The sequence below is a fragment of the Brevundimonas bullata genome (assembly GCF_014207965.1).
GTDB classification, from domain to species: domain Bacteria; phylum Pseudomonadota; class Alphaproteobacteria; order Caulobacterales; family Caulobacteraceae; genus Brevundimonas; species Brevundimonas bullata_A.
This window is the reverse complement of the sequence record NZ_JACHLM010000006.1, coordinates 125,165-150,799: the sequence shown is the minus strand read 5'-3', so window position 1 is coordinate 150,799 and position 25,635 is coordinate 125,165. Positions and strand designations below refer to the sequence as shown.

The following is a 25,635-nucleotide window of genomic DNA, read 5'->3' as shown; positions in this document are numbered from 1 at the left end:
ACCGCCAGAAGCGCTACCGTGCGCTCACGCGGAGTGCTTTACGTCGGCGTGACGTCGGACTTGCTAGGTCGCGTCCAGCAACATCGGGATCGGACTTATTCGGGCTTCAGTAGCCAATGGGGTCTGCGACGGCTGGTCTGGTATCAGGTCTTTGACGATGCCGAATCCGCGATCAACTTTGAAAAGCGGCTGAAACGTTGGCGACGAGACTGGAAGTTTGGCCTGGTTGAGCGGATGAATCCCGAACGGGAGGATCTGTGGGAGGCGGCGTTCAAGTCTGAGGGTGGTGCTCTGGGCGGTCCCGGATAGACGCTGCGCGTTTTCCGGGATGACGGAGGTGGTGAGATCGGCCCCCGGTTAACCTTTTCGCCCCACTTTGGCGCTGTTTGGCGGGTTGGCTTGGCGACGCTTCCGGGGCAAACCGGGGGACTAGCGAAATCACGGTTAAGAAGGAGGGGCGCATGGGCGGCTTCACGAGCTGGATCAGGGCGACGGTCATCGTTGGCGGGGCGCTGACGGTCACGGCGTGTTCGACCTATCCGGATGAGCCGCGCTATTCGACGCGCCCGACGGGCATCCCCTCGACCCAGCCGGCCTATCCGCAGGGACCGACCCAGCCGAATGGTTACTACGGCCAGCCGACGGCGCCTCAGCCGCAGACGCCGACGCGTCCCTATGAACAGCCGCGTCCCTATGAAGAACAGGGCGTGCGCGCGCCGACGGGAACGGTCGAGGGCGGGGGGCTGCCGCCTGCGGGTGGTCCGGCCTATCCGTCGACCAGCACGCCGACAGCCCCGACCGCCACGACGCCGTCTCGGCCGAGCAGCGGCCCGGTCATCCCCGGCGTCGCCTATGTCATTCAGCCCGGCGACACGATTTCGGGCGTGGGTCGCCGCTTCCAGACGCCGGTCCAGACCCTGATCGACCTGAACAACCTGGGCCCGCGCGGCGCTATCAGCCAAGGGCAGCGCATCATCTTGCCTGATAGCGCCGTCGATGCGGGCTCTGACCCCTACGCCACCGGGCCTTCGCCCGTGGGCGTCCGGACGCCGAACAACGGCGTGATTCCGCCGCCGCCAGCGCCGCCCAGCGGCAACGCCGCCCTGCCGCCCGCGCGTGCGCCTGCCGTGACTTCCTCGACGCCGGCCTCGCCGGTGCAGGGCGCAGCCGTGGGCCAGGCCCTCGTCATGCAATGGCCGGTTCGCGGCGACATCCTGCGTCGCTTCGGCCCGGTCGGCATGGGCGAGCGCAACAACGGCATCAACATCGGCGCCGCGGCCGGGACCGAGGTCAAAGCCGCCGCCGCCGGGCGCGTGGCCTATGTCGGCGACGATCTGGTGGGGCAGGGGTTGACGGTCCTGATCGTCCACAAGGACGGTTGGCGTACGGTTTACGGCCACCTGGGCTCGGCCACCGTGCGCGACGGCGCCGAAGTCCGCGCCGGTCAGGCCATCGGCACGGTCGGCCTGACGGCTGGCGACGGTCGGCCCTCGATCCACTTCGAGACGCGTCAGATGCGCGGCGATGATCCCGTCGCGGTTGATCCGCTGAGCGTCTTGCCGCGCTGATAACCTCTGCCAGCGTGTCCGGGCGGCATCGCCTGTGACACGTTGGCGTCAGGCCGCGTTGCAAATCGGCACGGCGCACCCTAGGTTCCGCCCCTCAATTTCTTATGGGGCCCCCGTTCGAGGTCGGCCCGGTTCGGGGAGTTTCCATGCCTACTGCTTCTGAAGGCGGCCTGATGGCCATCGTCGTTCAGATCGCGCCGATCGTCGCGATCTTCATCCTGTTCTACTTCCTGATGATCCGCCCGCAGCAAAAGCGGATGAAGGCGCACCAGGCCCTGATCGCCGGCGTCAAGCGCGGTGACGAAGTCGTCCTGTCTAACGGCATGGTCGGCAAGGTGACGCGCGTTGAGGACGCCGAAGCCATGGTCGAGATCTCGCAAGGCGTGAATGTCCGCGTGGTCAAGTCGATGATCGCTGAAGTGCGCAACCGCACCGCCATCGCCGCCAACGACAAGGGCTGAGCGGCTTTCGCCGCTTAAGCCCGCCCGAAATAGAGCTCTGACATGGTTCAGCTTTCACGCTGGAAAGTCACCCTGGTCGTGCTGTCGCTCCTTGTCGGGCTTCTGCTGGCCTTCCCCAATGTCCTGACGCCTGCACAGCGTGAGGCTCTGCCCGGCTGGATGCCGAAGCAGGGCTTGAACCTTGGCCTCGACCTCCAGGGCGGATCCTATCTGCTGCTGGAAGTCGACGTCCCGGCGATGCGCGCCAAGCGCGTCACCAACCTGGTCGAAGACGTCCGCACCACCCTGGCCGAACAGAAGATCCCGATCGGCAGCCTGCAGCGTGAAGCCGGCGGCGTGGTTGTGACGATCGGCGAGGGCGCGCAATACGACGCCGCCCTGACCGCCCTGCGCAATCTGGCGCTGACCGGCGCGCCGCAAGGCCAGTCGGATCGTGCGGTCACGCGTCTGAGCGACAACCGGATCCGCTTCGCCTTCACCGACGCGGCCCTGGCCGCCATGGGCGCGACGGCGGTGGATCAGTCGATCGAAGTCGTCCGTCGCCGGATCGACAGCACCGGCACCAAGGAAATCTCGATCACCCGTCAGGGCGCCGACCGCATCGTCGTCCAGGCGCCGGGTGAGAGCGATCCCAGCGCGCTGGAACGCGTCATCGGCCAGACGGCGCAACTGACCTTCCAGATGGTGGACGTCAGCTCGACCGGTCTGGCGGACGCCATGGCAGGCCGCGTGCCGCCGGATTCGGAACTGCTGGTCGGTGAAGACGGCACCCCCTATCTGGTCAAGAAGCGCGTGCTGGTCTCGGGCGAAAACCTGACCCGCGCCGGCGTCGGCTCGGACCAGAACGGCCGCCCGGCCATCGACTTCCGCTTCGACGGGCAGGGCGCACGTCGCTTCGCCGAAGCCACCGCCCAGAACATCGGCAAGCCCTTCGCCATCATCCTGGACGGCAAGGTCATCTCGGCTCCGACGATCCAGGGCGCCATCGCTGGCGGCTCGGGTCAGATCACCGGCAACTTCACGATCCAGTCGGCGTCCGAACTGGTCAACCTGCTGAACGGCGGCGCTCTGCCGGCGCCGCTGAAGGTCGAAGAGCGTCGCGTGGTCGGCGCCGAACTGGGCGCGGACGCCATCAAGGCCGGTCAGGTTTCGACCGCCGTGGGCGCGGCGATCATCGTCCTGTTCATGATCCTGTCCTACGGCTTCCTGTTCGGCGGCGTCTCGGTGCTGGGTCTGATGCTGAACGGCATCCTGATCGTGGCGGCCATGTCGCTGTTCCAGGCGACCCTGACCCTGCCCGGCATCGCCGGTCTGGTTCTGACCTTCGCCGTGGCCGTCGACGCCAACGTGCTTATCTATGAGCGGATGCGCGACGAGGCCCGAGCGGGCCGGTCGGTCATCGCCTCGATGGACGCAGGCTTCAACAAGGCCATGGGCACCATCATCGACGCCAACCTGACCACCCTGGTCGCGGCGCTGATCATGTTCGCCTTTGGCGCCGGCCCTGTGCGCGGCTTCGCCTGGACGCTGACCATCGGCGTGTTCACCTCCATGTTCTCCTCGGTGATGGTCGCCCAGGTCCTGCTTGGGTATTGGCTCAAAATCGCCAAGCCCAAAAAACTGCCGATCGCGGAGTGATGGCGATGCGTGGATGGCCTTTCATCAAACTGCTGCCGCACAAGACGAACTTCCACTTTGTGAAGTACGCCTTGCCGGCGGGTATCCTGTCGCTCGTGCTGTGCGTCGCCTCGATCGTCGCCTGTTTCTATCCCGGCCTTGAGATGGGCATCGACTTCAAGGGCGGGGCCGTCATGGAAATGACCGCTCCGGCCGGACAGTCGATTGACGCGGGCAAGGTCCGCGAAGCGATGAACAACCTCGATCTGGGCGAAGTCCAGGTCCAGAACATCGACGGCGACCAGCGCGCCATCGTTCGCTTCCAGGTTCCCGAGAACGAAGACCAGACGGCGGTCGTGACCCGTGTTCAGAAGAGCATCACGGATTCCGTCGGTCAGGTCGCCTTCTCGGGCACCAGCGTCGTGGGCTCCAAGGTGTCGGGCGAGCTGTTCACCAGCGGCCTGCTGGCCCTGGGCGCCGCCGTCGTCCTGATGTTCGGTTACATCTGGTTCCGGTTCGAGCCGCAGTTCGGCTTTGGCGCTGTGGCCGGTCTGGTCCACGACGTGATCCTGACCTTCGGGCTGATCGTCCTGTTCCGGCTGGAGTTCAGCCTGAACATGGTGGCCGCCATCCTGACCGTCATCGGCTATTCGATGAACGATACGGTCGTGGTGTTCGACCGCCTTCGCGAAAACCTGCGCAAGTACAAGACCATGCCACTGCGCGAGGTTATCGACCTGTCGATCAACGAGACCCTGTCGCGGACCATCATCACCGGCGTTACCGCTGTCATGGTGCTGGCGGCGCTGGCGATCTTCGGCGGCGAGGCCCTGTTCGGCTTCTCCATCGCCCTGATGGCCGGCATCATCATCGGCACCTATTCGTCGATCTACGTCGGCGCGCCGATCATCCTGCTTTGGGGCGTCAAACGCGGTTCCCTCGACGAAGACACCAAGCCGGTCAAGTTCGGCATGGCCAGCCGCCCCTAAGGCGCGGCTCACCTTAAAATGCTCCTCCTTCCCCTCCGCGGGGAGGGAGGAGTAAGGTCACGCTTCCTGATTCCGACCCGGGGAGGGGCGCATGGCCAAACTGCTTTCAAACTTCAGAACGACCTTCCTGCTCAGCATCGTGCTGGCGGGGGTCATGATCTTCGCCTTCGGCCGCATCGCGCCGGGCGGTTTCGATCTCGGCTTCGCCCAGGCGGCCTTCCGCTGGGTTCACGTCGTGGCCGGCATCCTGTGGATCGGCCTGCTCTATTATTTCAACTTCGTGCAGATCCGGGTCATGCCCTCGATCCCCGCCGAGCTGAAGCCCGCCGTCAGCAAGCACATCGCGCCCGAGGCCCTGTTCTGGTTCCGCTGGTCGGCGCTGGTGACGGTGCTGGCGGGGATCGCCGTCCTGTTCACGCGCGGCCACGTCTATGCGGTGGAAGTGCTCAGCTTCGGTCTGGCCGGCGGTCTGAACGCGGGCGATCAGCAGTTCACCCTGATGGGGATCGGCGTCTGGCTGGCCATCGTCATGTTCCTGAACGTCTGGGGCCTGATCTGGCCGAACCAGAAGCGCGCTCTGGGCATCATCGCCGTCGACGACGACAAGAAGGCCAGGGCTGCGCGTATCGCCATGCTGGGCAGCCGCACCAACCTGCTGCTGTCGCTGCCGATGCTGACCTCGATGGCGATGTATCAGACCCTGTTCGGCTGAGACTTGCACCGGATCCCGCAATGGCCGATGGCCTTGCGCGATGACTGTTGATCTTGATGCCCAGGTCCGCGCCGCCGACCCCGACCGCTGGCTGTCCAGCCGGTTCGTGGCTGATGTTCAGGCGCGCGCGGACCTGATTGCCCTCTACGCCCTTGAGGCGGAGTTGCTGTCCATTCCCACCCGCGTCACCCAGCCTATGCTGGCCGAGATGCGCTACACTTGGTGGGCGGAGCAGATGGACGGCGTCTTCGCCAACACCCCGCGCGTCGGCCATCCGGTGCTCGAAGCCCTGACCGCCGCTGTCGGCCGCCACGGGCTGGACCGCGCCCCCTTCGACGCCCTGATCGAGGCTCACATCGGCCGGGTGCACGGCGAGCCGCACGACCTGGACGCCTTTTACGTCGGGCCCATGCAGGCGGCGGCGCGGATGTTGGCAGGCGAGGGGCATGATGCGGCGGTCGTCGAGGCCGGGCGTCTGTGGGCCCTGACGCAGACGGGGCGGGCGGATGAGGCGACAGCCCAGGTCGCCGCCGCCAACGCCGCGCTGAAGGCCCTGCCGCCCGCCGCCTTTCCCGCCGTCGCCCATGCGACGTTGACACGCGCTGACGAGCCCGAGCCGTTGAAGCGGCTGCGCCTGGTCTGGAGCGTGCTGCGCGGCCGGGTCTAGATCGCGTTCAGCGGCAGCTTCAGGAAGCGCTTTCCGGACGCCTCGGCCGGGGGCAGGGCGCCCGCGCGGATGTTGACCTGCAAGGCCGGCAGGATCAGTTGCGGCGGGGGCAGGGTGGCGTCGCGGGCCTCGCGCATGGCGACGTAGTCCTCCTCGCTGCGCCCGGCCAGGTGAATGTTGGTCTTCTCCTCGCCCACGCTGGTTTCCCAGCGGAAGTCGGTGCGGCCTTCCTTCGGCAGATAGTCGTGGCCGACGAAGACGCGTGTCGCGTCGGGCAGGGCCAGGATCTTCTGGATCGAGCGATAGAGGGTCCGGGCGTCGCCGCCGGGGAAGTCGCAGCGCGCCGTGCCGTAGTCGGGCATGAACAGGGTGTCGCCGACGAAGGCGGCGTCGCCTATGCGGTAGCTGACGCAGGCCGGCGTGTGGCCGGGCGTGTGCATCACTTCAACCGTAAGCGAGCCCAGGGCGAAGTGGGCGCCGTCGGCATAGGTCTCGTCGAAGACCACGGCGTCAGGCGTGACGTCGGCGGCCTCGAACAGGGCGCCGAAGGTCTTCTGCACCCTGGTGATCTTCTCGCCGATGCCGATAGGCGCGCCGGTGCGGGTGCGGATCTCGTCGGCGCCGGTAAGGTGATCGGCGTGGGCGTGGGTTTCCAGCACCCGTTCCAGCTTCAGGCCGCGGTCACGGACTGCCTCCAGCACCCGCTCGATCGAACCGGTCGAGGTGCGCGCCGCCGCCGGATCATAGTCCAGCACCGGGTCGATGATGGCGGCGGCGCCTGTGGCTGGGTCCGACACCAGATAGGTGACGGTGTGGGTCGCGGCGTCGAAGAAGCCGACAACGTCAGGCCTGTCAGTGGGGATTGGGGTCACGATGTCAGCCTCCTTGGTTGCGACCAATATATTAGGCATTGCTAATTTAACAAGTGCTCATATATTGAGCGACATGATCGACCTGAACGCCATCGGACTGGAACGCTTTCAAGCCAATGCGGGCGACGCCGCCCGGTTGCTGAAATCCCTGTCCAACGAAAACCGCCTGATGATCCTGTGCCAGATCGGCGACGGAGAACGGCAGGTCGCGGACCTGCTGCCGCTGGTCGGCCTGTCGCAATCGGCCCTGTCCCAGCATCTGGCGCGTCTGCGCGACGACGGGCTGGTCAGCGCGAGAAAGAGCGGAACCGCCGTCTTCTATCGCATCGCTGATCCCGCCGCCCTGCAGGTGATCGGCGTTCTGGCCGAAATCTTCTGCCCTCCGGCTTCGGCCTGAGGCTCTTCCCAATCCAAGGACCATGACCATGAATCCGCTTGTCTCCCTGTCGCCCGCCGATGTCGCCGCTCGCCTGAAGGCGCGGACCGCCGTCCTGGTGGACATCCGTGAACCCGACGAACATGCGCGCGAACATATCGTCGGCGCCGTGGCTGCGCCCCTGTCCGCGTTCGAGGCCGCCCATCTGGGGCTGACGCCGGGCAAGGACGTCATCTTCATGTGCCGCAGCGGAAACCGCACGGCCGGACACTGCGACCGGCTGGCCGCGCGCGTCGACGGCCCGGCCCATGTTCTGGCCGGCGGTCTGGACGCCTGGAAGAAGGCGGGCCTGCCGGTCAAGACCGACACGAAACAGCCGCTGGAGCTGATGCGCCAGGTGCAGATGGCGGCGGGCGGCCTGATCCTGGTCGGCGCCCTCCTGGGTACGCTGGCGCATCCCGCCTTCTGGGGCCTCAGCGCCTTTGTCGGTGCGGGCCTGTTCGTCGCCGGCGCCACAGGCTTTTGCGGCATGGCGCGTCTGCTGGCGGTCATGCCGTGGAACCGGCGCATGAAGAGGGCCTGAGATCATGGACCCGCTGCATCTGGTTCTGGCGGCGCTCAGCGGCGGGATCGTCGCCATGCTGCTGACGGTCTTCGGCGGCGGCGGATCGGTTCTGGCCGTGCCGCTGCTGCTCTATGTGGTCGGCGTGCGTGACCCGCACATGGCCATCGGCGCCTCAGCGGCCGGCGTGTCGCTGAACGCTCTGACCGCCCTGGCCGGTCAAGCCAGGGCGGGGCGGGTGCGCTGGCCCTGCGCCATTCTGTTCGCCGTGGTCGGCTCGGCGGCGGCCTGGATCGGGTCCTCGGCGGCCAAGGCCATCGACGGCCATCAGCTGCTGCTGGCCTTCGCCGTGGCCATGGCGGCTGTCGGCCTGGCCATGCTGCGGCCCAAGAAGAACGACGGCGATCCGGGCGTGCGCCTGAACCGAGGCATGACGCCGCGCATCGTCGCATCCGGCGCGGGCGTCGGCGTGGCGGCGGGCTTCTTCGGCATCGGCGGCGGCTTCCTGATCGTGCCCGGCCTGATGTGGGCCACCGGCATGACCCTGGCGGCGGCGCAGGCGACGTCCCTGCTCAGCGTCGCGGCTTTCGGAGCCAGCACGGCGGTGAACTATAGCCTGTCAGGCCTGGTCGACTGGGGCGTGGTCGCGGCCATGGCGGTCGGCGGCGCGGCGGGGACGATGGCGGGCTTGCCCATCTCGAAGCGGTTGGGCGCGAACGCAGCCCTGGGGCGGCAATTGTTCGCCGGCCTGATCCTGATCGTCGCCGTCTATGTGGCGTTCAAGGCCATCACCGGCGGCTGATCTCAGTCGCAGAGGCCGCCGATCAGGCGGGCCAGCAGGGCGTTCAGGGTCTTCTGCTCATCAAGCGAGAGCGGCGCGAGGATGTCTCGCGCCGCTTCTTCGTGTTCCGGCATGATGGTTTCGATCAGGTCGAAGCCCTTGTCCGTCAGGCGGACCAGGGTGGCGCGGCGGTCGGTCGGGTGGGGGCGACGCTCAACCAGTCCCGCCTTCTCCAGCCGGTCGATTCGCGCCGTCATGCCGCCCGACGACATCATCGCCGCCTCGAACAGGGCGGTCGGCGTCAGGCCTTCGGGCACGCCCGAACGGCGCAGCGTCGCCAGAGCGTCGAACTCGCCTTGTTGCAGGCCGTAGCGGGCGTAGAGCGGCGCCTGGCGCTCCCGCGCGACCAGGATGGAGGTCTCGTGCAGGCGGCCCAGCGCCTCCATCGGCAGCATGTCGAGTTCGGGGCGCTGGACGGCCCACTGGGCGGCGGCGCGAGAGGCTCTGTCGGGCATGAGTTATCTTGACATCGAGATACTTGAGGTCGAGAGACTAGCGTGTTTTTCCAGTGGAGTCCTCCCTCATGACCGCACGGTCCGAAGCCGAGCCCGCGCGCGGTTCGTCCTTGCTGCTGCTGCTGGCGGCCATCTTCGCTCTGGCGGTGAACCTGCGCCCGGCCATGGCGGCGGTCGGGCCGCTGCTGGACCTGATCGAGGGCGCGACGGGGATGGATTCCACCGCGGCCAGTCTGCTGACCACATTGCCCGTGCTGATGATCGGTCTCGGCGCCTTGTCTATCCGTCCGCTGCGGCGGCGGTTGGGTGAGCGGAGGGGCATCTTTTTGGGCGCGTTGCTGATCGGCGGCGCCTGCCTGGTGCGTGCGTGGCTGAAGGATACGGCGGGCCTGATCGCCAGCGCGGCGGTCGTCGGCGTCGGCGTAGCCCTGATTCAGGCCCTGGCGCCGGTCGTGATCAAGCGCGCCTTCCCGACGCGGTTCGGCACGGTGATGGCGATCTACACCACGGGCATCATGGGAGGCGCGGCGGTCGCGGCGGCCACGGCGGCGGGACTGGCCGAGGCGTTCGGCTGGGCCTGGACGCTGGCCTTGTGGAGCGCGCCCGCCCTTGTCGCGGCGGTCGTCTGGCTGCTGGCCGCGCGTGATCCGGCGGCGGAGGAGCCTGACCGGAACGCCGTGGTCGAGGTGGTCCATCCCGAGGTCCCCTTCTGGACGCAACCGCGGGCGTGGAGCCTGATCCTCATCATGGGTCTGGGAACCTCGGCCTATACGCTGGTGCTGGCCTGGCTGCCGCCCTTTTACGTTGACCTGGGGGAGGCGAGGGCGACGGCGGGCTATCTGCTCAGCGGCATGACCGGAGCCGAGGTGGCGGCGGGCATTCTGGTGTCGCTGCTGATCGGTCGCTTTCCAGACCGGCGCGGGCCGATCCTGATCGCGCTGGTGCTGGCCCTGATCGGTTTGGCGGGACTGGTGGTCGCGCCGGTGGCTCTGGCGGTTCCGGTCGTGATCGTCATGGGGCTGGGCATCGGGGCCATCTTCCCCCTGACCCTGATCCTGGCCATGGACCAGATTGACGATCCAGCCCGGTCCGGCGACCTGCTCGCCTTCGTTCAGGGCGGCGGCTACATCATCGCCAGCCTGTCGCCTTTGGCCGCGGGCTTGCTGCGCGACCACATGGCGGACTTGACCAGCGCCTGGGTGCTGATGGGCGTCGGCGTCGTGGTTCTGGGTGTGATGACGCTGGCGTTCCGGCCGGGCCTGCCCAAGCTGCGCTGAGGCGACCCGGCCGTTTTATTTAGCCCGCGTCGCGCCAGGCCTTCAGCGCCGTCAGGCCGCGGATGCTCATCAGACGTTTCTTGGCGCGGCCGCGTTCCTTCAGCGGGATCTTCTGGCCGGCTTCATCGACCTTGGGCGCTTCCAGCGGCGGCAGCAGGCCGTAGTTGATGTTCATCGGCTGGAACTTGGAGCCGGCCATGTGGCCGCCGGTGATGTGCTCGACCAGGGCGCCCATGGCGGTTTCCGGCGGCGGCGCCGACAGGTCGCGGCCCAGGGCTTGCGCGGCCGCCAGACGGCCGGTCAGCAGGCCCATGGCGGCGCTTTCGACATAGCCCTCGACCCCCGTCACCTGACCGGCGAAACGCAGGCGCGGCATGGATTTCATCCGCAGTTGCTTGTCTAGCAGTTGCGGGCTGTTGAGGTAGGTGTTGCGGTGCAGGCCGCCCAGGCGGGCGAACTGGGCGTTCTGCAGACCGGGGATCATGCGGAAGGTCTCGGCCTGTGCGCCGTGCTTCAGCTTGGTCTGGAAACCGACCATATTGTACAGGGTGCCCAGCGCATTGTCCTGACGCAGCTGGACGATGGCGTAGGACTTGACCTTGGGGTCGCGCGGGTTGGTCAGGCCGACGGGCTTCATCGGGCCGTGGCGCAGGGTCTCGCGGCCGCGCTCGGCCATGACCTCGATGGGCAGGCAGCCGTCGAAGTAAGGGACGTTCTCCCACTCCTTGAACTCGGCCTTGGGGCCGTCGATCAGGGCGTCGATGAAGGCTTCGTACTGCGCCTTGTCCATCGGGCAGTTGACGTAGGCGGCGGCGTCTCCGCCCGGGCCTTCCTTGTCATAGCGCGACTGACGCCAGGCGATGTCGAAGTCGATGCTGTCGGCGTGGATGATGGGGGCGATTGCGTCGAAGAAGCTGAGGCTTTCCTCGCCGGTCAGTTTCAGGATGGCGTCGGCCAGGGCGGGCGAGGTCAGGGGGCCGGTGGCCACGATGACATTGTCCCAGTCCTCGGGCGGCAGGCCGTTGATTTCCTCGCGCACGATGGTCACCAGGGGGTGGGCTTCCAGCCGCGCCGTCACGGATTGCGAAAAGCCGTCGCGGTCAACCGCCAAAGCGCCGCCTGCAGGGACCTGATGATCGCCGGCCGCGGCCATGATGATCGAGCCCAGCTCGCGCATTTCCTGATGCAGCAGGCCAACGGCGTTATATTCCCAGTCGTCAGACCGGAAGGAGTTGGAGCAGACCAGCTCCGCCAGGCCGTCAGTGTGGTGAGCGTCGGTCTTGACGCCTGGCACGCCGCGCATTTCATGCAGGATGACGGGCACGCCCGCCTGGGCGATCTGCCAGGCGGCTTCGGAACCGGCGAGGCCGCCGCCGATGACGTGAATGGGTTTGGTGGTGGGCGCTGCGTTCGACATGGCGGCCTTCTAGCCGTCCCGGAGGCTTCCGTCAGCCTGTCATAAGCACGGAGGCTGCGACGGGGTGGCGCGTGCTATATCGTCTGGCTTAAGACGGCGGTTCAGAGGAGCCAGTCATGACCACGGCGTTTTCCATCAGCGAGGCTTTGGCTTCGGGCTTCAGGCTGACGCGGCGCAAGCCCTTGCAGGTCTGGATGTGGGGCGTGGCCCTGGCGGCGCCGTCGCTGATTATCGGCATGCTGATGCTGCGGATGTTCGGCACGATCTCGATGGAAGAGCTGGCAGCCGATGAACCGTCGGGGACGATGGTCGCCCAGATCATGCAGATGCAGGCCTGGTCCGGCCTGTTGAACGTCCTGCAGGCGCTGATCTGGGTGGCGGTAGCGGGAGCTGTGTTCCGGGCCATCCTGTTCCCCGAGCGTCCCGCGCCCTTCGCGGGCTTGAAAGTCGGCATGGACGAGGCGCGCATCGCCGTGGTCGGGCTGGCCTTGATTGTCGGCTTCTACGCCTCGGCTGTGGTGGTCGGCCTGATCGCCTTCGCTATCGGGGCGGGGTTGTGGTTCGTGTCGGCGGCAGCGGCTGTGGCCTTGGGCCTGCTGGTGGCCGTCGCGGCGGGCCTGGCGATCTGGGGCGTGGTGCTGCGCGCCTCGCTGATCATGCCGGCCAGCGTGGCTCTGAATGATTTCGCCTTCGTGGCGGGCTGGACGCTGGCCAAGGGGCAGGTGTTGCGTCTGCTGGGGCTTAGTCTGCTGATCGTGGCGGTCGTGCTGCTGATCGAACTGGCGCTGCTGATGCTGGCCGCCGTGGTGCTGTTCCTGCTGGCGGGCGTCAACGTCTTCAGCCTGGCGGCCATGCTGGAGCAGGGGACGCCGCCCGACATCAACTGGGGCGCCTTCATCGGATGGGGGCTCGTGGCCTTCGTGCCGCTGTCATGGCTGCACGGTTTCCTGACCACGATCACGCTGGCGCCCTATGCCGAGGCCTGTCGCGTGCTGTTGGCGCAAGCGCCGCAGGACGAACCGCGTCCGGTTGCGCTAGGCTGATCAGGAATCGAGGACGACCTGTATGACTTTTCCCGCCACCGATTGCGCCTTTGAAGGCTTTCGCCTGACGCGACGCGCGCCTGTCGCCGTCCTGTCGTGGGCTGCGGCCTATGCCGTCTTTATCGCCATTCTGTTTCTGCTGGTGGGGCCGCACTTCGTCACCGTCCTGTCGGTGATCACTGAGATGCAGGCGCAGGGACAGACCGAGCCTTCGCCTGAAGACGTAGAGCGGCTGATGCAGGCCTATGGCGTCATCATCGGCTGGGCCATGCCGCTGGGGCTGTTGTTCAGCGCTCTGATCAGCACCGCCATCGTCCGCTCCGTCATTCGCCCGGACGAGCGCAAGTTCGGCTATCTGCGCGTCGGCAAGGACGAGTTGCGGGTACTGGGGGCCAGCCTGATCGTGTCCCTGATCATGTTCGGCGTGACGTTGGCCGGTTTCATGATCGTCACCGTGGCGATGGCGGGGGCCATGGCTCTGCCGGCGCTGTGGCTGGTCGTGGTTCTGCTGTCGCTGGGGGTGATCGCGCTGCTCGCCTGGCTGTCTGTCCGGCTCAGTCTGGTTGTGCCGAGCACCTTCGCCGAGGGGCGGATCGTGCTGAAGTCGGCCTTCGCCATGACGGGCAAGAAGGTTTTCTGGCCTCTGCTGGGCATGGCGATCATCGCCGGGGTCATGGCCATGCTGGTAGGGCTGCTGGGCTCGGCTGTGGCGGCGCCGCTGAGCCTGATGGTCGGCGGGAACGAGCGCCTGATCGCGATGGAGGGCGCGAGCGTCCCCAGCCTGCTCAGCGCGCTGGGGCCCATGCTGGCCGTGTCGCTGGTGGTCCAGGCCGTGCTGTCGGCGGCGCAGGTTGCGATCATGTACGCACCGTTCTCGGCGGCCTACCTGCAGCTCAAGGGCGCGCCGCGCCCGTGAACTGTCGGCGAGGACGCCTGACCGGATCGGTCAGGCGCTCTTGCGGGCGCGAGGTTTCTTTTCGGCCTTCTGGACTTCCGGCAAGGCGGCCACGCGGGCCTTGCGGCGTTCTTCGTGGCGATCCAGCACCTCCTTGAGGTATTTGCCGGTCCAGCTGGCGGGGTTGTCAGCCACCTGTTCCGGCGTGCCGACAGCCACGATCTCGCCGCCGCCGTCGCCGCCCTCGGGGCCGAAGTCCAGCAGGTAGTCGGCGACCTTGATGACATCCAGGTTGTGCTCGATGACGACGATGGTGTTGCCGCTCTCGACCAGTTCCTGAAGCACCTCCAGCAGCTTGCGCGTGTCCTCGAAATGAAGGCCGGTCGTCGGCTCGTCGAGGATGTAGAGGGTCTTGCCCGTGGCCCGTTTGGACAGTTCCTTGGACAGCTTCACGCGCTGCGCCTCGCCGCCTGACAGGGTGGTGGCGGACTGGCCGACCTTGACGTAGCCCAGCCCCACGCGGGCCAGGGTCAGCATCTTGTCGCGGATCGGCGGCACGGCCTTGAAGAAGCTGGCCGCCTCTTCAACCGTCATATCCAGAACGTCGGATATGCTCTTGCCCTTGAAGACAATTTCCAGGGTTTCACGGTTGTAGCGTTTGCCCTTGCAGACGTCGCAGGTGACGTAGACGTCGGGCAGGAAGTGCATCTCGATCTTGATGAGGCCGTCGCCCTGACAGGCCTCGCAGCGGCCGCCCTTGACGTTGAAGCTGAACCGGCCGGGGCCATAGCCGCGCGCCTTGGACTCGGGCAGGCCTGCGTACCAGTCGCGGATCGGCCCAAAGGCGCCAGTATAGGTGGCGGGGTTCGAGCGCGGAGTGCGGCCGATGGGCGACTGGTCGATGTCGATGACCTTGTCGAACTGCTCCAGTCCCTCGATCCGGTCGAAGTTGGCCGGTGCGTCCGAGGCGTTATGCAGGCGGCGCGCGGCGGCCTTGTACAGGGTCTCGATGGTGAAGGTGGACTTGCCGCCGCCGGATACCCCGGTGACGCAGGTGAACAGGCCGACGGGGATTTCGCCGGTGACGTTCTTCAGGTTGTTGCCGGTGGCGCCGCTGATCTTCAGCATCCGCTTGCGGTCGACCGGACGGCGGCCCTCGGGCGGCAGTTCGATCTCGCGCGCGCCGGTCAGGTACTGGCCGGTCAGGGAGTTGGGGTTGGCCATGACCTCGGCGGGGGTGCCCTGGGCGCAGATTTCGCCGCCGTGGACGCCGGCGGCCGGGCCCATGTCGATGACGTAGTCGGCGGTCATGATCGCCTCCTCGTCATGCTCGACCACCAGGACCGAGTTGCCGAGGTCGCGCAGACCCATCAGGCTTTCCAGCAGGCGGGTGTTGTCGCGCTGGTGCAGGCCGATGGACGGCTCGTCCAGCACATAAAGGACGCCGGTCAGGCCCGAGCCGATCTGCGAGGCCAGGCGGATGCGCTGGCTCTCGCCGCCCGACAGGGTGCCGGAACTGCGCGAGAGGCTAAGGTAGTCCAGACCCACGTTGTTCAGGAAGCGCAGCCGGTCGGTGATCTCCTTGAGGATGCGGCGGCCGATCTCGCGCTGCTTGTCGGTCAGGCTGTCATCCAGCGTCGAGAACCACAGGTAAGCCTTTGAAATCGAAAGCCAGCTGATCTCGGCAATGTCCGATCCACCGACCTTGACCGCCAGGGCCTCGGGCTTCAGGCGTTTGCCGCCGCAGACCTCACAGGGCGTCTCGGACTGATAGCGGCCCAGTTCCTCGCGGACCCAGGCGCTATCGGTCTCGCGCCAGCGGCGCTCCAGGTTGGGCAGGACGCCTTCAAAGGCCTTGGCGACCTCGTACTTGCGGGCGTTGTCGTCATAGACGAACTTGATCTTCTCGCCGCCCGAGCCCTGCAGGATCACCTTTTGGGCCTGTTCCGGCAGGTCGCGCCAGGCCTTGTCCATCGAGAAGCCGTAGTGCTGGGCCAGCGACTGCAGGGTCTGAGTGTAGAGCGGCGAGGGGCCGCGCGCCCAGGGGGCTACCGCGCCCTTGTGCAGGGTCTTGTCCCGGTCGGGGATGACCAGATCGGCATCGAAGGCAAGCTTGACCCCCAGGCCGTCGCAGGTCGGGCAGGCGCCGAAGGGGTTGTTGAACGAGAACAGCCGGGGCTCGATCTCGCTGATGGTGAAGCCCGACACCGGACAGGCGAATTTCTCGGAGAAGACGATCTTGCGGGGCTCTTCGCCTTCGGGGGCGTTGGCCCATTCTGCGGTGGCGATGCCGTCGGCCAGGTTCAGAGCCGTCTGGATGCTGTCGGCGTAGCGCGGCTCAAGACCTTCTTTGGTTACAATGCGATCCACGACAATGTCGATGTCGTGCTTGAACTTCTTGTCGAGCGTCGGGGCATCCTCGATGGCGTAGAATTCGCCGTCGATCTTCAGCCGCTGGAAGCCGTTGCGCTGCCACTCGGCCATCTCCTTCTTGTACTCGCCCTTACGGCCGCGAACGACGGGAGCCAGCAGCAGGATGCGTTCGCCGTCGGGAAGCGCCGTCAGCTTGTCGACCATCTGGCTGACCGTCTGGCTCTCGATCGGCAGGCCGGTGGCGGGCGAATAGGGGACGCCGACGCGCGCCCACAGCAGACGCATGTAGTCGTGAATTTCCGTGACCGTGCCCACCGTCGAGCGGGGGTTCTTCGACGTGGTCTTCTGTTCGATCGAGATGGCCGGGGACAGGCCCTCGATCAGGTCGACGTCCGGCTTGCCCATCAGTTCCAGGAACTGACGCGCATAGGCCGACAGACTTTCCACATAGCGGCGCTGGCCCTCGGCGTAGATGGTGTCGAAGGCCAGCGAGGACTTGCCCGACCCCGACAGCCCGGTCATCACGACCAGCTTCTCGCGCGGAATATCGACGTCCACGCCCTTGAGGTTGTGCTCGCGGGCGCCGCGAACGCGGATGAAGTTGTGCTTTTCGGTCATGGAATCCGGGAACGCGGGAGACCCCGGAACGGTCCGGGGCGACGACGCTATATGGGGATCAATTCGCGCTTTTCAGCAAGAACAATGTGGGAACATTTTGCGCTAGTCGGGTTTCCACGCGGGCTGCGGACGGGTGTAGCGCTCGCCCGGACCGACCAGGACGCCGTTGGCGTTGGCGACGCCCAGTTCGAGGCTTTCGGCGATGCGGCGGGCGCGGACGATGAAATGCTCGGCGGCGACGGGCGGGCAGAGGTCGCGGGCGGTCGCCTCAAAGATCTGCAGCCAGCGGTCGAAGTGGCGGGCGTCGATGGGCAGGGGCAGGTGTTTCGGCATGGGCCGGCCCTGATAGACGCCGGTGGACAGGGCGACCGAGGACCAGAAGAGCTTCATCTGCGCCAGGTGCGGACCCCAGTCCGAGATGCGCTCGGCAAAGATCGGGCCGATGACGTCGTCATTGCGGACGCGGGCGTAGAAGCCCTCGACCAGGGCGTCGATCAGGGTCTCGTCGATGCCGGTCTCGTCCCGGATTCGCTGGACCGCTGCGGCCCGGCGAGCGGCGGCCTCGGCCCGGTCGGGCGCGGGGCGGTCGATGCGGAAGGCGACGGTTCGGTCAGGCGCGGTCATGGCTGGAACATAGGCGCGCCGCGCTGCGTTGCAAAAGCGCAGCAGGAGAATTGGGGTTGCGCTGCGAAAGATCAGCACCCATCCTTTCATCAAGCCAACGTATTTGACGAGGAGGCACGACGATCATGATCAGCGCTTTGGAAATCGGTATCGCCCTTTCCGCTCCGCTGCTGGTGCTCGCCTTTGTCCTCGCTCAACCCAAGCCACAACCCGTCCGCATCCGCACTCGTGACGCTCAACAGCGTCGCGGCCCGCACGCCTGACGGACATTCCCTATTCGATAATCTGAGCCTCGCCTTCGGGCGGGAGCGCACGGCTGTCGTGGGCCGCAACGGCGTGGGCAAGACCACGCTGCTGCGCCTTGTCGCCGGTCTGGCCGAACCCGCAGAGGGGATGGCAGCGCGCGCCGGGACGGTCGGCTGGCTGTCCCAGACCTATGAGCCCGCGCCGGGCGAAACCGTGGCCGAGACCCTGGGCGCGGCCGGGCCTCTGGCCCTGTTGGCGCGGGTCCTGGCGGGCGAGGGCTCGGTCGAGGACATGGCCGAGGCGGACTGGACGCTGGAGGCGCGGCTGGATGAGGCGCTGGCGCAGGTCGGGCTGACGGGGCTGGCGATGGACCGCGCCACGAGCAGTCTGAGCGGGGGCGAACAGACAAGGCTGCGGTTGGCGGGGCTGATGCTGGCCGCGCCCGATCTGATCGTGCTGGACGAGCCGACCAACCATCTGGACGCCGAGGCGAGGACCCTGGTGGCCGAGGTGGTGGGGCGCTGGCCGGGCGGGGTGCTGACGGTCAGTCACGACCGGGGGCTGTTGCGGCGGATGGATCGGATCGTCGAGTTGTCGAGCTTGGGCGCGCGCGTCTATGGCGGCGGCTGGGACCTGTATGTCGAGCGGCGGGACGCCGAGCGGGCGGCGGCGGAGCGCGATCTGGAAAGCGCCGAGCGCGAGGTCGGGCGCGCGGCGCGAGAGGCGCAGACGGCGCTGGAGAAGAAGGCGAAACGCGACAAGGCGGGACGGGCGCATCGGGCGGGAACCTCCGATCCCAAGATCCTGCTCGACGCCAAGGCGCAGCGGGCCGAGGAATCCGGGGCGCGGGAGGGGCGGCTGGCTGAACGTCGACGCACCGAGGTCGAGGCGCGGTTGACGGAGGCGCGCGAGCGGGTCGAGCAGGCGCGGCTGCTGTCCGTGCCCATGCCTTCGACGGGGCTGGCGGCGGGGAAGGCCGTGCTGGCGCTGGACGGTGTGGAGTGGCGCAGTCCTGAAGGGCGGTTGATCGTCGGGGCGGCGTCCCTACGGCTGACCGGTCCGGAGCGGGTGGCGATCACCGGGCCGAACGGGTCGGGCAAGACGACGCTGTTGAAGCTGATCTCGGGCGAGCTGGAGCCGACGGCGGGCCGGATCGAGCGGCCGGTCGCGGCGGCCCTGCTGGATCAGGCGGCGGCGATCCTGAAGCCGGACGAGACCCTGATCGAGGCCTGGCGGCGGCTGAACCCGGAAGGAACGCCGAACGACGCCCATGCGGCGCTGGCGCGGTTCCTGTTCCGCAATACGGCGGCGCACCGGACGGTCGGGACGCTGTCCGGCGGCGAGCGGCTGAGAGCAGCGCTGGCCTGCGTGATGACGGGGACGAAGCCGCCGCAACTGCTGATCCTGGATGAGCCGACCAACCATCTGGACCTCGATTCCATCGCGGCCATCGAGACGGCGCTGGCGGCCTATGACGGGGCGCTGGTGATCGTCACCCATGATCGCGACTTCATGGACAATGTCGGCGTGGATCGGGAGGTGCGGTTGGCGCGGCCGGATTGATCCGGCTCACCGGGCCGTCGCCGCTTCCGTTGAGCCATGGCGCGTGGGAGCCAAAAGGACTGGATCCCGGCGTCCGCCGGGATGAACGGGGCGTAAGGGGTAGGGGCGTGTCAAAGACCGCGCCTAGTGTGGGGCAAGGCATGATGAAGGCGAGAAAAAGGGATCGAGGCGTTGGCAATCCCGGGAAATCCTTGGGATCCGCGCATCCAACCAGGAAAGTGGTCAGCCCCAGGCGTCGATGACGCCCTGGCGGCGGGCGCGTTGGGCGACCGGGGCGAGGGTGACCGGCTCGGCTTCGGCGCGGCCGAACAGCCAACCCTGGCCGTAGTTGACGCCGAGATCCTGAACGGCCTGGGCGGCGTCCTCGGTTTCGATCATTTCGGCGATGGTGGTCATGCTCAGCGAGCCGCACAACTCGACCAGATGGCCGATCAGGGTGCGGGTGCGGGCGTCGCCGTCGATGCCGCGCACGAAGGCGCCGTCGATCTTGACCGCGTCCACAGATAGTCCGCGCAGGTAGTCGAAGGCGGCGGCGCCCGCGCCAAAGTCGTCGATGCAGACCTTGATGCCGGCGTCACGCAGGGCGCCCAGACGGCGATTGGCGGCGGCGATGTCGGCCAGAGCGGCGGTCTCGGTGACCTCTACGATCAGGCGACGGCGGTTGTCGGGCTCGGACGCGGTCATGCGCAGCAGGGCGGCGACATAGGCGTCGCTGGCCAAGGAAGCGCCGGAGACATTGATGGCGATCTTGAGCAGTCCCGATCCCGGTTGGCGCAGGCGGTGAACGATCTTCTCGGCGACGGCCAGATCAAAGCTTTCGATGAGCGCCAGTTCCTCGGCCATGCGGATGGCCGAGGCGGGCCCGGCGCCAGCTCCGCCGCCAAAGCGAGCGAGGGCCTCGAAATGGTGAACGGCGCGCGTCTTGAGATCGACGATGGGCTGATAGAAGAGCGCAAACTCCTTGTCGCGCACGATGCCGCGGAAGCGGTCGGCGTCCTTCAGGGTGCGCGACAGGGAATCGGCAAAGCTGAGTCCGGGCTGCGCGCTGTTGTCCTTCAGGCAGCCCTCGATGGCGAAACGCATGGCGCGCAGGGCGCACAGGGCATCGGAGCCGACCGCCATCTCGCTGGAACTTGAGGTGAGGGTCAGGCCCTCGGCGAGGCCCGCTTCGCGGACTTCAGCCTCCAGATCGCGCCCGTCGTCTGCCTCCTTGACCAGGGCGTAGCGGTTGTGGGTCAACCGCCCGGCGCTGACGCCGTCGTGGGAGGCCAACTTCAGCCGCGCCCCGAGCCTCGCCGCGAGGCGTTCGCTGGCCGCGTCATTGGCGGTGCTCAGCCCCTGAACTTCGATGAAGGCCATGGCCAGGCGTTGCAGGGCGGCGCCGGTCTTGCCGCTCAATCCGTGTCGGGCCAGCGCCATGAATCCCTCGGCGTCCGAGCGGTCGGGCGAGGCGGCCTCGGCGACAGGCGCGAACGGCGCGCCCTCGTAGATCAGAGCGCAGGACACGGCGGGGGCTTGATCCGGCAGGATGAAGGCCCGGAAGACGGCGCGCCGGACGCGGCCATCGCCGCAGTCGGCGAGAATTTCCAGAGGTTCGCTGCGAGCGCCGGCGCTCAAGGCGCGGATCGCGTCAAGGACGGCGGGGCGGCTGGACGGAGCCAGCAACTCGATGAGGGCGCGTCCGATCCAGTTCGCCGAAGCCTGGCCCGCCGCGGGCCCGGCGCCGAGCGCGAAGGTGATCTGAGCCTTCGCGTCCACCTCGATCAGGGCGTCGGCGGCGGCGAATGCAAGACCAAGAAGGCGAGAGTTCAGGCTCATGACCCGACTATGTCGCCAAGGCCGTTAAGAAAACGCGGATCGACACCGGTTTCTCGTGAGCGGAATCAGGCCTTGCGGTTAAGGGCCACGGCGCGGCCGTCGCCCTCGGTAGCGCGGCCCGAGGCGCCGTAGCCGGCGCCCTGGGCGCGGGCGCCCGCGACCTCGGCGGCGATAGTGCGGACCAGGCCTTCGGAGACCTGGCGGGCGGCGTCGACGGTCGAGGCGTGCTCGGCCAGCACGGCTTCGAAGGCCTGGGTGGCGGCAATCAGGTCGTCGCGCACGTCAGAAGGAATGACGGACAGGAAGGCGGGCGCGGCCTTGGCCTGAGCCGACTCGCGGCGATAGAGGTTGGCCAGTTCCTGGGTCTCGGCCATGCCGACCGCAACGTCCTGGGCGCGGTGGGCGCGGAAGGCGTCGCGCTCGAGGGCAAGCCGTTCGGTCAGGGCTGCCGTCAGGTTGATCAGTTGGCGCGCACGCAGGGTGGAGGTTTCGACGTCTGCGGTCACGCGGGCTGTTCCTGCATCTTGAGCATTTCGGACATGACGGTGTCGGACAGGCCGATGCCCCCCGTCTTGACGGCCTGCTTGGCCATGGCGTCGATCAGGAAGCTGCGCCAGGTGGACTCGGCTTCCCCGCCGCCGAAGGCGCCGTCGGTTTCGAGGCCTTCGAACATCGGCTTCAGCATCTGCGACAGGAAACTGGCCTCGAAAGCCTGGGCGGTTTCGCGCATCTGCTCGGGCGACTGGCCGCGTTTGGCGGTCGGGTTGATCGGGTTCAGGGCGTCGGCGGCGACGGGCAGGGCGTCCATTACATCACCTCGATGTCGGCTTGCAGGGCGCCGGCGGCCTTGATGGCCTGCAGGATGCTGATCATGTCGCGGGGGCTGACGCCCAGGGCGTTCAGGCCGTTGACCACGGTGGACAGCGAGGCCCCGCCGTTGACGATGCGCATCTGGCGACCGGTTTCTTCTTCGATCGAGACGTTGGATTGCGGCACGACGACCGTCTGGCCGCCGCGGCTGAAGGGCTCGGGCTGGCTGACCAGGGGGTTTTCCTGAACCGAGACGGTCAGGTTGCCTTGGGCGATGGCGACGGTGGAGATGCGCACGGCGTCGCCCATGACGATGACGCCGTTGACCTCGTCGATGATGACCTTGGCGGGGGTGTCGACCCGGACCGGCAGGTTTTCGACCTGGCTGATGAAGCCGGCCATGCCCATGGTCTGGGGCGAGCGGACGGCGACGACCGTGCCGTTCTCGGCCAGGGCGCTGTTGGGATAGGCCTGGTTGATGACGGCGGCGACGCGCTGGGCCGTGGTGAAGTCGGGGTTGCGTAGGGTCAGGCGCACGATGGGCATGGCCGACAGGTCAAAGCCCGTCTCACGCTCGACCACGCCGCCCGAGGCGATGCGGCCGGCGGTCGGCACGCCGCGCGTGACCGAGGAGCCCGACCCGCCCGAGGCCGAGACGGCGCCGGTCTGAACGGACCCTTGCGCCACCGCATAGACTTCGCTGTCGGCGCCTTGCAGGGCGGTGACCAGCAGGGTGCCGCCCAGCAAACTCTTGGCGTCGCCCATGGCCGAGACGCTGACGTCCAGGCGAGAGCCTGGCGTGGCGAAGGGCGGCAGGTCGGCGGTGATCATGACCGCCGCGACGTTTTTGGTGTTCAGGTTGGCGCCGCGGATGTTGACGCCCTGACGCTCCATCATCCCTTCCAGCGACTGGCGGGTGAAGGGCGAGTTGCGAAGGCTGTCGCCCGTGCCGTTCAGGCCAACGACCAGGCCGTAGCCGACCAGCTGGTTGGTGCGGACGCCCTCGATCGAGACGATGTCCTTGATCCGCGACTGAGCCTCGACCGCGCTCGGCGTCGCAGCCAGAATCAGCGCGGCGGAAGCGGAGGCGAGGAGGGCGGTGAGCAACTTCTGCATACGAAAGACGTCCCTTGGAGGCGTTCGCGATTAACCATGCGAAGTTTGTGCCGCCAAAAAAGCCTTTTAGATTCAATGCTAATGGAGATTGATGGCTTGGTCTAACGGCAGAATTTGCCGGGGCGTTAACCAAGCGGTGACGGTCGTGGCCGATGGTCCAGGCTGATCGGGAGCATTGATCATGAAGGTCACCGGCCCTTCGGGCGCTACATCATCGCAAGGCGCGCGCGCCACACGTTCGGCGGGCGGCTTCAGCCTGCCGGCCAGCGGCGGCGCATCCGGCCCGGCTTCGGCGGCTGCGACCTCGTCCGCGTCCAGCGTGGCGGGGGTGTCGGCCTTGATGGCTCTGCAAGGGGTCGAGGACGCCACCGAGCGCCGACGCCGGGCGATCCGGCGCGGCGGCGGTCTGCTGGACCGGCTGGATGAGCTGAAACTGGCGCTGCTGAACGGTCAGGACGGAGCTCCGGCGCTGGAGCGGCTGGCGCGCAGTTTGCGCGAGGAGCGCCCTGACGATCGCGATCCAGGCTTGAAGGGCGTGCTGGATCAGATTGATCTGCGCGCCGCCGTGGAGATGGCCAAGGCGGAAACGGCCCGAGCACGCGCGTAGGAAGTCTCGGAAAGCGCAGCTGAAATGCGGTGGGCGGTGTGAGGTGAGGACATTTTGCCACACTGCCGCCGCATTTGTTTAGCTCTGCCATATCACGGAGACGCGAACACCATTGCCGCGACTCTCCGCCTTGCCTATACGGCCAGTGCGCCGCAGGGGGGCGCAGACAAATGAGCGTGAGTGCGATGAACGCATTAGCGTCTGTGATCGAGGGGGATACGGTGGTTTACCGTCCTACCGACGACGAGCCGTTTATGAACGAGCGGCAGTTGGCCTATTTCAAGGCCAAGCTTCTGGCGTGGAAGGATGACATTCTTCGCGAATCCAAGGGCACTGTTGTTAATCTGAAAGCTGAAACCGAGAACCATCCGGATATCGTGGACCGGGCCTCGTCGGAATCCGACCGGGCGCTTGAGTTGCGAACCCGCGACCGGCAACGCAAGCTGATCTCCAAGATCGAGGATGCGCTGCGCCGGATCGAGGACGGGTCCTACGGTTATTGCGAGGACACGGGCGAACCGATCGGCCTGGGCCGACTGGAAGCGCGGCCGACGGCGACGATGTCGGTCGAGGCTCAGGAGCGGCATGAGCGCCGCGAACGGGTCCATCGGGACGATTGATCCATACGGATTGGGCGGATCGACTTGACTTGAGCGGACAGCGGCGCGACCAAGCCGCCTTCCTATCGAGGTCGTTGATCCCCCATGTCCGTCAAGGTTCGTTTCGCCCCGTCGCCTACGGGTAAGCTGCACGTCGGCAATGTCCGCACCGCTCTGGTGAACTGGCTGTTCGCCAAGGGGCAGGGCGGTTCCTTCGTGCTGCGTATCGACGACACCGATCTGGCCCGTTCGACGCAAGAGTTCGAGGACGGCATCGAGACCGACCTGACCTGGCTGGGTCTGGTCTGGGACGAGCGCTACAACCAGTCCAAGCGGTTCGACCGCTATGAAGAGGCCGCCGCTCGCCTGAAAGCGTCGGGTCGCCTCTATCCCTGCTATGAGACCTCGGACGAGCTGGATCGCCGCCGCAAGGTGCAGCTGTCGCGCGGTCTGCCGCCCATCTATGATCGCGCCGCGCTGGAACTGACCGAGGCCGAGAAGGCCGCCTATGAGGCCGAGGGTCGTCGTCCGCACTGGCGCTTCAAGCTGGATGGCAAGCGCGTCGCCTGGGAAGACCTGGCGCGCGGTCACGCCGAGGTGGACACCGCCTCGATGTCGGACCCGGTGCTGATCCGCGAGGACGGCCTGTTCCTCTATACGCTGCCGTCGGTGGTCGATGACATCGACATGGACATCACCCACATCATCCGGGGCGAAGACCACGTCACCAACACGGGGGCGCAGATCGAGATCTTCGAGGCTCTGGGCGCCAAGGTTCCGGGCTTCGCCCATATGCCGCTGCTGGTCGGCGCCGACGGCGCTGCCCTGTCCAAGCGTCTGGGCTCACTGTCGATCAGCGACATGCGCGACCAGGGCTATGAGCCCATCGCGATCACCAGCCACCTGGGCAAGATCGGCACCTCGGACAATCTGGAGATCGCGGCTTCGGTCGAGGCCCTGGGCGCTGCCTTCGCCTTCTCCAAGATGGGTCGTTCGCCGGCGCGCTATGACACCGCCGATCTGGACCGTTTGAACGCCCAGGCCCTGCACGGCATGACCTATGCCGAGGCGCAGCCGCGTCTGGCGGCGCTGGGGGTCGATCTGGGCGAGGTGTTCTGGGACACCGTCCGGGGGAACCTGAACAAGTTCGCCGACGTGGCCGACTTGGCCAGGATCGTCACCGGCCCGGTCACGCCGGTGATCGAGGACCCGGCCTTTGCGGCTGCGGCTCTGGAAGTCCTGCCCGAGGTCATCGACGCGGGCGCATGGTCGGCCTGGACGACGGCGGTGAAGGAAAAGACCGGCGCCAAGGGCAAGGGGCTGTTCATGCCGCTGCGCCTGATCCTGACCGGACAGGCGCACGGACCGGACATGGCGGCCATGGCGCCGCTGATCGGTCGTGAAGCCATCGTGCGCCGTCTGAAGGGCGAGGCGGCCTAAGCCCCTCAAGCTCCAAGCCAGATACAAGAAAGGCCGCCTTCTCGCGAAGGCGGCCTTTTTCGTTTTCAG

The 25,635-nt window shown here is 67.1% G+C and carries 26 protein-coding genes; 17 read left to right on the top strand and 9 right to left on the bottom strand.

Features of this window, described 5'->3' with window-relative positions:
* Nucleotides 1-18 precede the first annotated feature (18 nt).
* The 7 genes from HNP51_RS15775 to HNP51_RS15745 all read left to right on the top strand — a co-directional run bounded on the left by HNP51_RS15775 (nucleotide 19) and on the right by HNP51_RS15745 (nucleotide 6,014).
* Nucleotides 19-309 (top strand): GIY-YIG nuclease family protein, encoded by a 291-nt coding sequence (locus HNP51_RS15775; protein ID WP_311770667.1) that lies wholly within the window; start codon nucleotides 19-21, stop codon nucleotides 307-309.
* Between the two features lie 152 nt (nucleotides 310-461).
* On the top strand, nucleotides 462-1,568 hold the full coding sequence (locus HNP51_RS15770; RefSeq protein ID WP_184272910.1) for a M23 family metallopeptidase: 1,107 nt from the start codon (nucleotides 462-464) through the stop codon (nucleotides 1,566-1,568).
* A 146-nt stretch (nucleotides 1,569-1,714) separates the two neighbouring features.
* Entirely contained in the window at nucleotides 1,715-2,029 is a 315-nt protein-coding gene (gene yajC, locus HNP51_RS15765) for a preprotein translocase subunit YajC (protein ID WP_184272913.1), read from the top strand.
* A 42-nt stretch (nucleotides 2,030-2,071) separates the two neighbouring features.
* Entirely contained in the window at nucleotides 2,072-3,667 is a 1,596-nt protein-coding gene (secD, locus tag HNP51_RS15760; protein ID WP_184272917.1) for a protein translocase subunit SecD, read from the top strand.
* Nucleotides 3,667-4,635 carry a protein translocase subunit SecF gene (gene secF, locus HNP51_RS15755; protein WP_184272920.1) on the top strand — a complete coding sequence of 323 codons (969 nt, stop codon included), beginning with the start codon at nucleotides 3,667-3,669 and terminating at the stop codon, nucleotides 4,633-4,635. Before secD ends, secF begins: the two co-directional genes overlap by 1 nt.
* Nucleotides 4,636-4,726: 91 nt before the next feature.
* Nucleotides 4,727-5,347 carry a hypothetical protein gene (locus tag HNP51_RS15750; RefSeq protein ID WP_184272923.1) on the top strand — a complete coding sequence of 207 codons (621 nt, stop codon included), beginning with the start codon at nucleotides 4,727-4,729 and terminating at the stop codon, nucleotides 5,345-5,347.
* Between the two features lie 40 nt (nucleotides 5,348-5,387).
* Nucleotides 5,388-6,014: a squalene/phytoene synthase family protein gene (locus HNP51_RS15745; protein ID WP_184272926.1), complete on the top strand. Its 627-nt coding sequence runs from the start codon at nucleotides 5,388-5,390 to the stop codon at nucleotides 6,012-6,014.
* Here HNP51_RS15745 and HNP51_RS15740 read toward each other — a convergent pair.
* Nucleotides 6,011-6,886: an MBL fold metallo-hydrolase gene (locus HNP51_RS15740; RefSeq protein ID WP_311769965.1), complete on the bottom strand. Its 876-nt coding sequence runs from the start codon at nucleotides 6,884-6,886 to the stop codon at nucleotides 6,011-6,013. The two genes, HNP51_RS15745 and HNP51_RS15740, sit on opposite strands and share 4 nt — an antisense overlap.
* Before the next feature lie 73 nt (nucleotides 6,887-6,959).
* On the opposite strand from HNP51_RS15740, the gene HNP51_RS15735 reads away from it, so the two are divergent.
* From HNP51_RS15735 to HNP51_RS15725, 3 genes are read left to right on the top strand one after another with little or no spacing between them, the layout of a single operon-like run.
* Complete coding sequence (locus tag HNP51_RS15735) at nucleotides 6,960-7,283, top strand: helix-turn-helix transcriptional regulator (protein WP_184272932.1); 324 nt, start codon at nucleotides 6,960-6,962, stop codon at nucleotides 7,281-7,283.
* A gap of 28 nt (nucleotides 7,284-7,311) precedes the next feature.
* Entirely contained in the window at nucleotides 7,312-7,845 is a 534-nt protein-coding gene (locus tag HNP51_RS15730; protein WP_184272936.1) for a rhodanese family protein, read from the top strand.
* A gap of 4 nt (nucleotides 7,846-7,849) precedes the next feature.
* Nucleotides 7,850-8,626 carry a sulfite exporter TauE/SafE family protein gene (locus HNP51_RS15725; protein WP_184272938.1) on the top strand — a complete coding sequence of 259 codons (777 nt, stop codon included), beginning with the start codon at nucleotides 7,850-7,852 and terminating at the stop codon, nucleotides 8,624-8,626.
* Between the two features lie 2 nt (nucleotides 8,627-8,628).
* Here the strand turns inward: HNP51_RS15725 and HNP51_RS15720 are convergent, their stop codons facing one another.
* Nucleotides 8,629-9,120 carry a MarR family winged helix-turn-helix transcriptional regulator gene (locus tag HNP51_RS15720; protein ID WP_184272941.1) on the bottom strand — a complete coding sequence of 164 codons (492 nt, stop codon included), beginning with the start codon at nucleotides 9,118-9,120 and terminating at the stop codon, nucleotides 8,629-8,631.
* 68 nt (nucleotides 9,121-9,188) lie between these two features.
* Here HNP51_RS15720 and HNP51_RS15715 point away from each other — a divergent pair, with 68 nt between their 5' ends.
* Nucleotides 9,189-10,397, top strand: a complete 1,209-nt coding sequence (locus HNP51_RS15715) for an MFS transporter (RefSeq protein ID WP_184272944.1) — start codon at nucleotides 9,189-9,191, stop codon at nucleotides 10,395-10,397.
* 19 nt (nucleotides 10,398-10,416) lie between these two features.
* Here HNP51_RS15715 and trmFO read toward each other — a convergent pair whose 3' ends face one another.
* Nucleotides 10,417-11,814, bottom strand: coding sequence for a methylenetetrahydrofolate--tRNA-(uracil(54)-C(5))-methyltransferase (FADH(2)-oxidizing) TrmFO (gene trmFO / locus HNP51_RS15710; RefSeq protein WP_184272947.1), 1,398 nt, complete (start codon nucleotides 11,812-11,814; stop codon nucleotides 10,417-10,419).
* A gap of 116 nt (nucleotides 11,815-11,930) precedes the next feature.
* Here trmFO and HNP51_RS15705 point away from each other — a divergent pair, with 116 nt between their 5' ends.
* Nucleotides 11,931-12,857, top strand: coding sequence for a hypothetical protein (locus HNP51_RS15705; protein WP_184272949.1), 927 nt, complete (start codon nucleotides 11,931-11,933; stop codon nucleotides 12,855-12,857).
* Between the two features lie 22 nt (nucleotides 12,858-12,879).
* A complete protein-coding gene (locus HNP51_RS15700; RefSeq protein ID WP_184272952.1) occupies nucleotides 12,880-13,773 on the top strand; it encodes a hypothetical protein in 894 nt (297 codons plus the stop codon).
* A 30-nt stretch (nucleotides 13,774-13,803) separates the two neighbouring features.
* Here the strand turns inward: HNP51_RS15700 and uvrA are convergent, their stop codons facing one another.
* On the bottom strand, nucleotides 13,804-16,743 hold the full coding sequence (gene uvrA / locus HNP51_RS15695; protein ID WP_184272955.1) for an excinuclease ABC subunit UvrA: 2,940 nt from the start codon (nucleotides 16,741-16,743) through the stop codon (nucleotides 13,804-13,806).
* Nucleotides 16,744-16,845: 102 nt separating this feature from the next.
* Entirely contained in the window at nucleotides 16,846-17,367 is a 522-nt protein-coding gene (locus HNP51_RS15690; protein WP_184272958.1) for a group III truncated hemoglobin, read from the bottom strand.
* Between the two features lie 228 nt (nucleotides 17,368-17,595).
* On the opposite strand from HNP51_RS15690, the gene HNP51_RS15685 reads away from it, so the two are divergent.
* Nucleotides 17,596-19,176, top strand: a complete 1,581-nt coding sequence (locus HNP51_RS15685) for an ABC-F family ATP-binding cassette domain-containing protein (RefSeq protein ID WP_184272961.1) — start codon at nucleotides 17,596-17,598, stop codon at nucleotides 19,174-19,176.
* Between the two features lie 222 nt (nucleotides 19,177-19,398).
* Here HNP51_RS15685 and HNP51_RS15680 read toward each other — a convergent pair whose 3' ends face one another.
* The 4 genes from HNP51_RS15680 to HNP51_RS15665 form a co-directional block, all read right to left on the bottom strand.
* The gene (locus HNP51_RS15680) at nucleotides 19,399-20,994 is read right to left on the bottom strand and encodes an EAL domain-containing protein (RefSeq protein WP_184272964.1); all 1,596 of its coding nucleotides are present in this window, start codon (nucleotides 20,992-20,994) and stop codon (nucleotides 19,399-19,401) included.
* Nucleotides 20,995-21,059: 65 nt separating this feature from the next.
* Complete coding sequence (locus tag HNP51_RS15675; protein ID WP_184272967.1) at nucleotides 21,060-21,500, bottom strand: flagellar basal-body protein FlbY; 441 nt, start codon at nucleotides 21,498-21,500, stop codon at nucleotides 21,060-21,062.
* Nucleotides 21,497-21,802 (bottom strand): rod-binding protein, encoded by a 306-nt coding sequence (locus tag HNP51_RS15670; RefSeq protein WP_184272970.1) that lies wholly within the window; start codon nucleotides 21,800-21,802, stop codon nucleotides 21,497-21,499. The genes HNP51_RS15675 and HNP51_RS15670 overlap by 4 nt, the downstream gene beginning before the upstream one ends.
* On the bottom strand, nucleotides 21,802-22,920 hold the full coding sequence (locus HNP51_RS15665) for a flagellar basal body P-ring protein FlgI (RefSeq protein WP_184272973.1): 1,119 nt from the start codon (nucleotides 22,918-22,920) through the stop codon (nucleotides 21,802-21,804). The genes HNP51_RS15670 and HNP51_RS15665 overlap by 1 nt, the downstream gene beginning before the upstream one ends.
* A gap of 181 nt (nucleotides 22,921-23,101) precedes the next feature.
* Here HNP51_RS15665 and HNP51_RS15660 point away from each other — a divergent pair, with 181 nt between their 5' ends.
* From HNP51_RS15660 to gltX, 3 genes are all read left to right on the top strand, one after another.
* Nucleotides 23,102-23,527 carry a flagellar assembly protein FliX gene (locus HNP51_RS15660; RefSeq protein WP_184272976.1) on the top strand — a complete coding sequence of 142 codons (426 nt, stop codon included), beginning with the start codon at nucleotides 23,102-23,104 and terminating at the stop codon, nucleotides 23,525-23,527.
* Nucleotides 23,528-23,712: 185 nt separating this feature from the next.
* Nucleotides 23,713-24,147: an RNA polymerase-binding protein DksA gene (dksA, locus tag HNP51_RS15655; protein ID WP_184272979.1), complete on the top strand. Its 435-nt coding sequence runs from the start codon at nucleotides 23,713-23,715 to the stop codon at nucleotides 24,145-24,147.
* Nucleotides 24,148-24,231: 84 nt separating this feature from the next.
* Nucleotides 24,232-25,566, top strand: a complete 1,335-nt coding sequence (gltX, locus tag HNP51_RS15650; protein WP_184272982.1) for a glutamate--tRNA ligase — start codon at nucleotides 24,232-24,234, stop codon at nucleotides 25,564-25,566.
* Nucleotides 25,567-25,635: the final 69 nt, after the last annotated feature.